This window comes from Mycobacterium sp. TH-M106 (assembly GCF_057473765.1).
The window spans coordinates 1-7725 of the sequence record NZ_JBYCLE010000403.1 but is presented as its reverse complement, the minus strand read 5'-3'; the positions used below and the strand labels follow the sequence as shown (position 1 = coordinate 7725).

At 65.8% G+C, this 7725-nt stretch carries 6 protein-coding genes; 4 read left to right on the top strand and 2 right to left on the bottom strand.

Annotated features, from left to right (window positions below; all coding sequences use genetic code 11):
- The 4 genes from pstS to AC2VOP_RS14265 form a co-directional block, all read left to right on the top strand.
- The coding region (gene pstS, locus AC2VOP_RS14280; protein WP_486961580.1) for a phosphate ABC transporter substrate-binding protein PstS at positions 1-1019 on the top strand (1019 nt) is incomplete at its 5' end.
- Between the two features lie 138 nt (positions 1020-1157).
- Positions 1158-1880: a V-type ATP synthase subunit E family protein gene (locus AC2VOP_RS14275; protein WP_486961579.1), complete on the top strand. Its 723-nt coding sequence runs from the start codon at positions 1158-1160 to the stop codon at positions 1878-1880.
- A gap of 20 nt (positions 1881-1900) precedes the next feature.
- Entirely contained in the window at positions 1901-2986 is a 1086-nt protein-coding gene (locus AC2VOP_RS14270) for a hypothetical protein (protein WP_486961578.1), read from the top strand.
- A 65-nt stretch (positions 2987-3051) separates the two neighbouring features.
- Positions 3052-4254, top strand: a complete 1203-nt coding sequence (locus AC2VOP_RS14265) for a CoA transferase (RefSeq protein WP_486961577.1) — start codon at positions 3052-3054, stop codon at positions 4252-4254.
- Between the two features lie 2 nt (positions 4255-4256).
- Here AC2VOP_RS14265 and AC2VOP_RS14260 read toward each other — a convergent pair whose 3' ends face one another.
- Complete coding sequence (locus AC2VOP_RS14260) at positions 4257-5399, bottom strand: acetate kinase (protein WP_486961581.1); 1143 nt, start codon at positions 5397-5399, stop codon at positions 4257-4259.
- A gap of 5 nt (positions 5400-5404) precedes the next feature.
- Positions 5405-7486 carry a phosphate acetyltransferase gene (pta, locus tag AC2VOP_RS14255; RefSeq protein WP_486961576.1) on the bottom strand — a complete coding sequence of 694 codons (2082 nt, stop codon included), beginning with the start codon at positions 7484-7486 and terminating at the stop codon, positions 5405-5407.
- Positions 7487-7725 lie beyond the last annotated feature (239 nt).

Below are 7725 nucleotides of genomic sequence, written 5' to 3'. Positions count from 1 at the left end.
CGCCGGGCGCCGGTGTCGCCACCGCACCGGCGACCTCGGACGTGGCGCTTTCGGAGACCGGCAGCACGCTGCTATACCCGCTGTTCAACCTGTGGGGTCCGGCCTATCACGACAAGTACCCCAACGTCACCATCACCGCGCGTGGCACCGGTTCGGGCACCGGCATCTCCCAGGCGGCCGCCGGCACCGTCGACATCGGCGCTTCCGATGCCTACCTGTCCGAGGGCGACATGAAAGAGCACCCAGGGCTGATGAACATCGCGCTGGCCGTCTCAGCTCAGCAGGTCAGCTACAACCTGCCCGGTGTCCAAGAGCACCTCATGCTCGACGGCACAGTGCTGGCCGCGATGTATCAGGGCACCATCAAGGCCTGGAACGACCCGCAGATTGCCAAGCTCAACCCCGACGTGACCCTGCCCGACACCCCGGTGGTGCCGCTGCACCGCTCCGACGGCTCCGGGGACACCTTTCTGTTCACCCAGTATCTGTCCAAGCAGGATCCCGACGGCTGGGGCAAGTCGCCCGGCTTCGGCACCACCGTCGACTTCCCCGCGGTGCCGGGCGCCCTCGGCGAAAACGGTAACGGCGGCATGGTGACCGGTTGCGCCGGAGCCCCCGGATGTGTCGCCTACATCGGCATCAGCTTCCTCGACCAGGCCCAGAAGAATGGCCTCGGTGAGGCCGAGCTGGCCAACGCCGCCGGCAACTACCTGCTGCCCGACGCCAACAGCATTCAGGCCGGGGCCGCCGGCTTCGCTTCCCAAACCCCGGAGAACCAGGCGATCTCGTTGGTCAACGGAACCGCACCCAACGGCTACCCGATCGTCAACTATGAATACGCCGTCGTCAACGCCGGCCAGAAGGACGCCCCCACCGCGCAGACGCTGCAGGCGTTCCTGCACTGGGTGGTCACCGACGGCAACGACGCCTCGTTCCTGGACAAAGTGCACTTCCAGCCGTTGCCGGAGGCGGTGGTCACGTCGTCCCTCGCCCAGATCGCCAAGATCGGCGCCCAGTAATACCGACGGCACGCTGGCGCTGATCGCGACCAGTGCCCGAAAACACAGCCTGACCCCGCCTGACTTGGAGTGTAAGAAGTTTCCTTACGGATACGAGGGACAGGTTTTGATCATCGCCGAACGGTATGGTGGTCGGTTGTGAGTACGGATGACCCCGACAGTTCGGAACCGGTAGAGCAGGCCAATGGTTCCACCAACTTTGAAGTGGAACGGCTTTCTCCGCCGGTCGACGCGCATTACACGGCGGGTTCGACCGGCGATATCCGCTCACTCGTACCGCGAGCCGGCTCACGCATAGCAGCTCTGACCGATCAGTTAAACAAGTCGCAAGCCAACTTGGAGTCAACCTCAGCACAGTTCAGCGAGCTCGCCTCCGCAATCCCCGGCGACATCACCAATTTGAGCGATCGCCTTTCCGGGATTCTCACCGGTGCTATGGCGGAGGCCAATGACATTCGGGTTGAAGCGCGTCGGTTCGCCCGTGAGATACAAAGTTCCGCAGAGAAGCAAGCGGCCGCAATTCTCGAGGAAGCGAAGGCGGAACGCCAATCAGTCGCCGAGTTGCGCGCCGAACTCGAGACACAGCAGAAGGAAACCCAGATCCATGCCGCACGCCTGCGCGAGCAGGCCATTTGGAGCGCAGTCGAGATCATGAAGGATGCAGAAAGCCAGGCGGTGGAGATACTCACTCAAATGAACAACAGTATCAACACCCACGTTGCGCATGCGCAGACACGGTTAAACGAACTGATGGAAGCTCGTTCACGAATTATCGACCGGGTCCAGGCCTCGCTACCGTACACCAGCAAACCCCAGCATCCAGAGGCAGGTTCGCCTTCCGGTCGCACCGGAGAGCCCTAGCAGATCGTGAGGAGAGTCCCGTGGTGCTCCAAATCCCCGACTTCACTGCCCAGATGCGCGGCTTCGACCGTGAAGAGGTCACCGAATACATCGCGCACGCCCACCGCGAAATCGAGACCCTGGAGGAAAAACTCAAGAATCTCGCGGCAACCGCTTCAGATATCGGATCCGATCGCGAACGGCTCACGACCCGAGTGACGCAGCTGGAAGATTATATCGAACAGCAAGTCGCACAGGCAGAATCCGACCGGAAAGAACTGATGGCGCAAATCGCCCAGCTGCAGAACGAACTCGAACAGGCGTCCGGCCCAGTCGAGTCCGTCGAGGGCATGTCGGATCGTATTGCGCGGATGATGCGCATCGCCTCTGACGAAGCCCGCCGCACCAAGGAATTGGCACAGCAGGAGGCAGAGGCGCTGACCCATGAACTCCGTCAACAGGTGGAGGCGGCCAGCGAGGAGCGTATCGCCGCCAGTGAAGCTCTGGCCGAGTTCCAGGCCTCCAGCAACGCTCGCCGGGAGAAAATCCTGGCGGCCGCCATGGCTGATGCCGAGGAGATTCTGCGGGTAGCTCATGAGGAGCGCGACCGGTTGACCCACGAGATCGAGGAAGCCGAGCGCAGCCGTCGCGAGCTGTATCTGCGTCTCGCAGAAGAGGACGAACGCAGGCGTCGCGAGGCGCAGGAAGCTTTGGACCAACAGATCAAGTCGGCGTGGGAAGACGACGTCCGCAATCGCCAAGAAGCGCAGCAGCGGATGGAGCAGCGGGTGATGGCTGCGTGGGATGATGCCGAGAAGCGCATCGCGAACCTTGACCAAGAAGCTCGCCTCAAGGCGTCCGCTGTGCTCGCCACCGCGCAACACGAGGCGAAATCGATCACCGGGCGCACCCAGGCTGAGGTGCAGCGATTACGAAAGGAGCGTTCGGAGGTCATCGCCGGCTTGACCGAAATCCGGCGCTGGATCGAGTCTGCCGTCGGCCAGGATGAGATCGACGCCATCGAGACGACAGTGCCAACCGATGAGGCTGCGCAGGATGACCTCGTGCAGGAGGAGCCTGATCCACCTGGGCACGAGCAAGCCGAACCCGATCAGGCTTCCGGGTAGTCGCACTGGTGGCCTTGTTCATGCGCTTCGCCGATCTCGCAACGGCTGCGCGCTAGGGTGCAACGATGCACGACAATCCCAGTAGTCCCGGCTGCAGCCCGAATCCCAAGCCCCTCGACGGGTTCCGCGTTCTCGACTTCACCCAGAACGTGGCCGGCCCGCTAGCCGGGCAGGTGCTGGCCGACCTGGGCGCCGAGGTCATCAAAGTGGAGGCGCCGATCGGCGACGCCAGTCGGCACATCACCTCGGTGCTACCCGGGCGCCCGCCACTGGCTGCCTACTTCCTGCCCAACAACCGGGGCAAGAAGTCGGTGGCGGTGGATCTGAACACTGCCGAAGCCCGCCGCCGAGTACTGGACTTAGCCGATACCGCCGACGTCGTTCTCGAAGCCTTCCGGCCCGGCGTCATGGAAAGGTTCGGCCTCGGCCCCGACGAATTGCAGTCCCGCAACCCGAAACTCGTCTACGCCCGGCTGTCGGCCTACGGCGGCAACGGCCCGAACAGCGACCGCCCCGGAGTCGATCTGATGATCCAGGCCGAGGCCGGGATGACGTCCGGGATGCCCACCCCGGACGGCAAGCCGCAGATCATCCCGTTCCAGTTGGTCGACAACGCCAGCGGGCACGTGCTGGCGCAGGCGGTGCTGGCGGCGCTGCTGAACCGGGAGCGGCACGGTGTCGCCGACGTGGTCCGGGTCGCGATGTACGACGTCGCGGTGGCGTTGCAAGCCAACCAGTTGACGATTCACCTGAACCGGGGCGAAAGGTCGGTTGCCGTACCGAACACCAAGCCGGAACCCAAGAAGCGCAAGGGCGTCGGCTTCGCCACCCAGCCGTCCGACGCATTCCGGACCGCCGACGGCTGGATCGTCATCAGCGCCTACGTGCCCAAACACTGGGCCGCACTGTGCCACAGCATCGCTCGTCCTGATCTGGTCGACGACGAGCGGTTCGCCGACCAGCGGTCCCGCTCGATCAACTACGCCGAGCTGACCACGCAACTGGAGGCCACGTTGACCACCAGAACCACCGCCGAGTGGGTGAAGCTGTTGCGGGATAACGGCCTGATGGCGTCTCCCGCCTACACCTGGAAGCAGGTGGTCGACACGGCGCTGTTCACGGAGAACCAGTTGGCGCTGCGAATCGACGGCGGTGACGCTGACGCCGTCACGGTGGTTCGCACCCCGGCGCGCTATCGCACGTTCACCGCGGCGGTCACCGGCCCGCCGCCGGCCCTCGGTCAGCACAACGACGAACTGCTCGGCTGAACCTAGACGAATTCCCAAGCGGCACGGGCGATCGCCAGTTCCTCGTTGGTCGGCACCACCAGTACGGTGGTCGGCGAGCCGTCCGGCGAGATCACCCGCGCACCGCTTCCGGTGCGGTTGCGTCCGGGGTCGACGGTGATGCCGAGCCCGTCCAGACCCGACAGTGCGTCCTCGCGCACCGCGGCGACGTTCTCGCCGACCCCCGCGGTGAACGCGATCGCGTCGACCCGGCCCAGCACCGCCAGATACGCGCCGACGTATTTGCGCAGCCGATGGACGTAGACGTCGTAGGCGAGCCTGGCATCGGACGAGCCATTATCCATCTGCTCAAGCAGTTCACGAAAGTCGTTGACCCCGCACAGCCCCTTCAACCCGGACCGCCGATTCAGCAGCTCGTCGAGTTCGGCCACCCCCAGACCAGCGGTTCGGTGTAGGTGCATCAGCACGCCGGGGTCGATGTCGCCACAGCGGGTGCCCATCACCAGGCCTTCCAACGGGGTCAGCCCCATCGAAGTCTCGACCGCCACCCCGCCGCGCACCGCCGACGCGGACGCGCCGTTACCCAGGTGCAGCACAATGGTGTTCAGCCCGGAAGGTTCGCGACCCAGCACTACCGCCACCTGACGTGAAACGTATTCATGTGACGTGCCGTGGAATCCGTACCGGCGGATGCCGTACTTCTCGGCAACCTCCCTTTCGATTGCGTAGGTGGCCGCCGCCTCCGGCAGTGAGAAGAAGAAACCGGTGTCGAACACCGCCACATGCGGCACGTCCGGGAAGTCGGCACGCGCCACTTTGATACCGGCCGCGTTAGCCGGATTGTGCAGCGGCGCCAGCTCGGCGAGCCGCTCGATCTCGGCCAGTACCGCATCGGTGATCAGCGTCGGTCGGTGAAACCGCTTGCCGCCGTGCACCACCCGGTGTCCCACTGCCCGCACCGCTGCCAGGTCCGCACCGGAATCCTCCAGCATCCGGTAAGCGCGTCGCATCCCCTCGGCGTGATCGGCGACCTCGCTTCCCTGCTCACCAATCCGATCCACCAGACCGGAGGCGATGGCGGAACCGGCGGCGCCCGCCATCGGGTCGACGACCTGAAACTTGATCGACGACGACCCCGAGTTGAGCACCAGCACGAAGCCGGTCAAGCCGCTCATGACTGGCTCGCACTCTTTTGCGCCTGGATGGCGGTGATCGCCACGGTGCAGACGATGTCGTCGACCAGCGCGCCCCGGGACAGGTCGTTGACCGGCTTGGCCAGGCCCTGCAACACCGGCCCGATCGCCACCGCGCCGGCGCTGCGCTGCACCGCCTTGTAGGTGTTGTTGCCGGTGTTCAGGTCGGGGAAGATCAGGACGGTGGCCCGGCCGGCCACCGCCGATCCGGGCATCTTCACCGCGGCCACCTCCGGGTCGACCGCGGCGTCATACTGAATCGGCCCTTCGGTCAGCAGGTCGGGTCTGCGCTCGCGCACTAGTTGCGTTGCGGCGCACACTTTGTCAACGTCTGCCCCGGATCCGGAAGCACCGCTGGAGTACGACAACAGCGCGACCCGCGGGTCGATGCCGAACGCCGCCGCGGTCGCCGCCGACGAGATCGCGATGTCGGCAAGCTGCTCGACGGTGGGGTCCGGCACCACCGCGCAGTCACCGAACGCCAGCACCCGGTCGGACAGGCACATCAGGAACACGCTGGACACCGTCGACACCCCGGGCGTGGTTTTGATGATCTCAAACGCCGGGCGGACGGTGTGCGCAGTGGTGTGCTCGGCGCCGGAGACCATCCCATCGGCGAGTCCCAGGTGCACCATCATGGTGCCGAAATACGAGACATCCCGGACGATCTCGGCTGCCCGCTCCTCGGTCATCCCGCGATGGGCGCGCAGCCGGGCGTATTCGGCCCCGAATGACTCCAACAACCCGCTGGTATCGGGATCAAGCACCTGCGCCGGGGACAGGTCAACCCCCAGCCCGGCGCTGCGACGGCGTACCTCCGCCTCCACTCCGAGCAGGGTCAGATCGACGATGCCGCGGGCCAGCAATCGTCCGGCGGCCAGCAGGATTCGATCATCGTCGCCTTCAGGCAACACGATATGGCGGCGGTCGGCTCGGGCGCGTTCCAGCAGCCGGTAGGTGAACATCTGCGGAGTCACCACCGTCGCCGCCGGTACCCGCATCCGCTCGAGAAGCTTTGCGCCGTCGGTGTAGCGGGCCATCACCTCCCACGCGGTGTCGATCTTGCGCAGCGAGTCGACCGTGATCCGGGCGATGGTGTGCGAGACCAGCTCCGCGGTCCGGTAGGTCCGATGCCGGGTGGCGATCAGCGGCAGCCTCGGCTGCAGCCCCTTGACCAGTTTGTCGATCGCCGGGTGCGGCAGCAGCCCGCCGTTGAGGATGATCCCGGCCAGCGATGGGAAGCCCCGCGCCCGGTGCGCGGTCACCAGCGCCAGCAGCACGTCGGTGCGGTCCGCGGGCACGATCACGACCTGCCCCTCCACCAACCGCTCCAGGATGTTCTCGGCGGTCATGCCCCCGACCATCACGCTCATCGCCTCGCGCCGCAGCAACGCCGGGTCGCCGCTGTACAGCGTGCCATCCAGCGTCCGGCACAGTTCGGCCATCGTCGGGGCAGCCAGCAGCGCCACCTCCGGCACGGCGAAGGCCGGCAGGCCGGTGCCCGCAAGTGCCGCGCTCACCTCGCCCAGGAGTTCCGGGGAGCACCGGTTGGCGATCACAGCCGCGGGCTGCGCGTGGGTGGCGTTCACCTCGGCCAGGCCGCGCTGGGTGATCTCGGCGATGGTCTGGGCGCTGCGGCTTTGGCCGTTGATGGCCAGGAACAGCGGCGCCCCTAGGTTCACCGCGATGCGGGCGTTGAAGCTCAGTTCGCTGGGGTTGACGACGTCGGTGTAGTCGCTGCCGACGACCAGCACCGCGTCGCACTGGCCGGCGATGTCGTGGAAGCGTACGACGATCTCACCCAGCGCCGCTTCCCGATCGGAATAGACCTGCTGGTACGTCACGCCCTGGCATCGGGTGTGGTCGTCGATGGTGACCGTGGCGTGCGCGAGCAGCAGTTCCAGCTGCTCGTCGGGTTCCTCGGCGGACCGCACGATCGGCCGGAACACGCCCACCCGCCCGGCGGAGGCCGTCAGCAGGTGCAGCAAGCCCAGCGCGATCGCGGACTTGCCGGTGCCGCCCTCGGCGGCGGCCAAGTAGATGCTCGACGTTTCCGCCATTGGATCAGGCTAAGACGTGTCGTGGGAGTCCGGCACCCAAGGCTGGAGCCGGGGTGCCGGACGCCGTTCGTTTGCTCGACAATCGAGCCGAGGTCGAGGCGTCAGGCAAGGCGTGTCTGTATCCAGCGGCAGCTCCGATCAATGTCGGACCCTCGCTTTAGGATCGAAGGCATGTTCGATAGCACGATTGAGGTGGCGGCGTTGGTCGATCGGATGACGTCGGCGACCCGGGCGGAGAA

Excerpts from the sequence above, each read along its gene's own strand:
- AC2VOP_RS14265 (WP_486961577.1), top strand. The coding sequence starts at position 3,052 with ATGCACGACAATCCCAGTAGTCCCGGCTGCAGCCCGAATCCCAAGCCC.
- pta (WP_486961576.1), bottom strand. The coding sequence starts at position 7,486 with ATGGCGGAAACGTCGAGCATCTACTTGGCCGCCGCCGAGGGCGGCACC.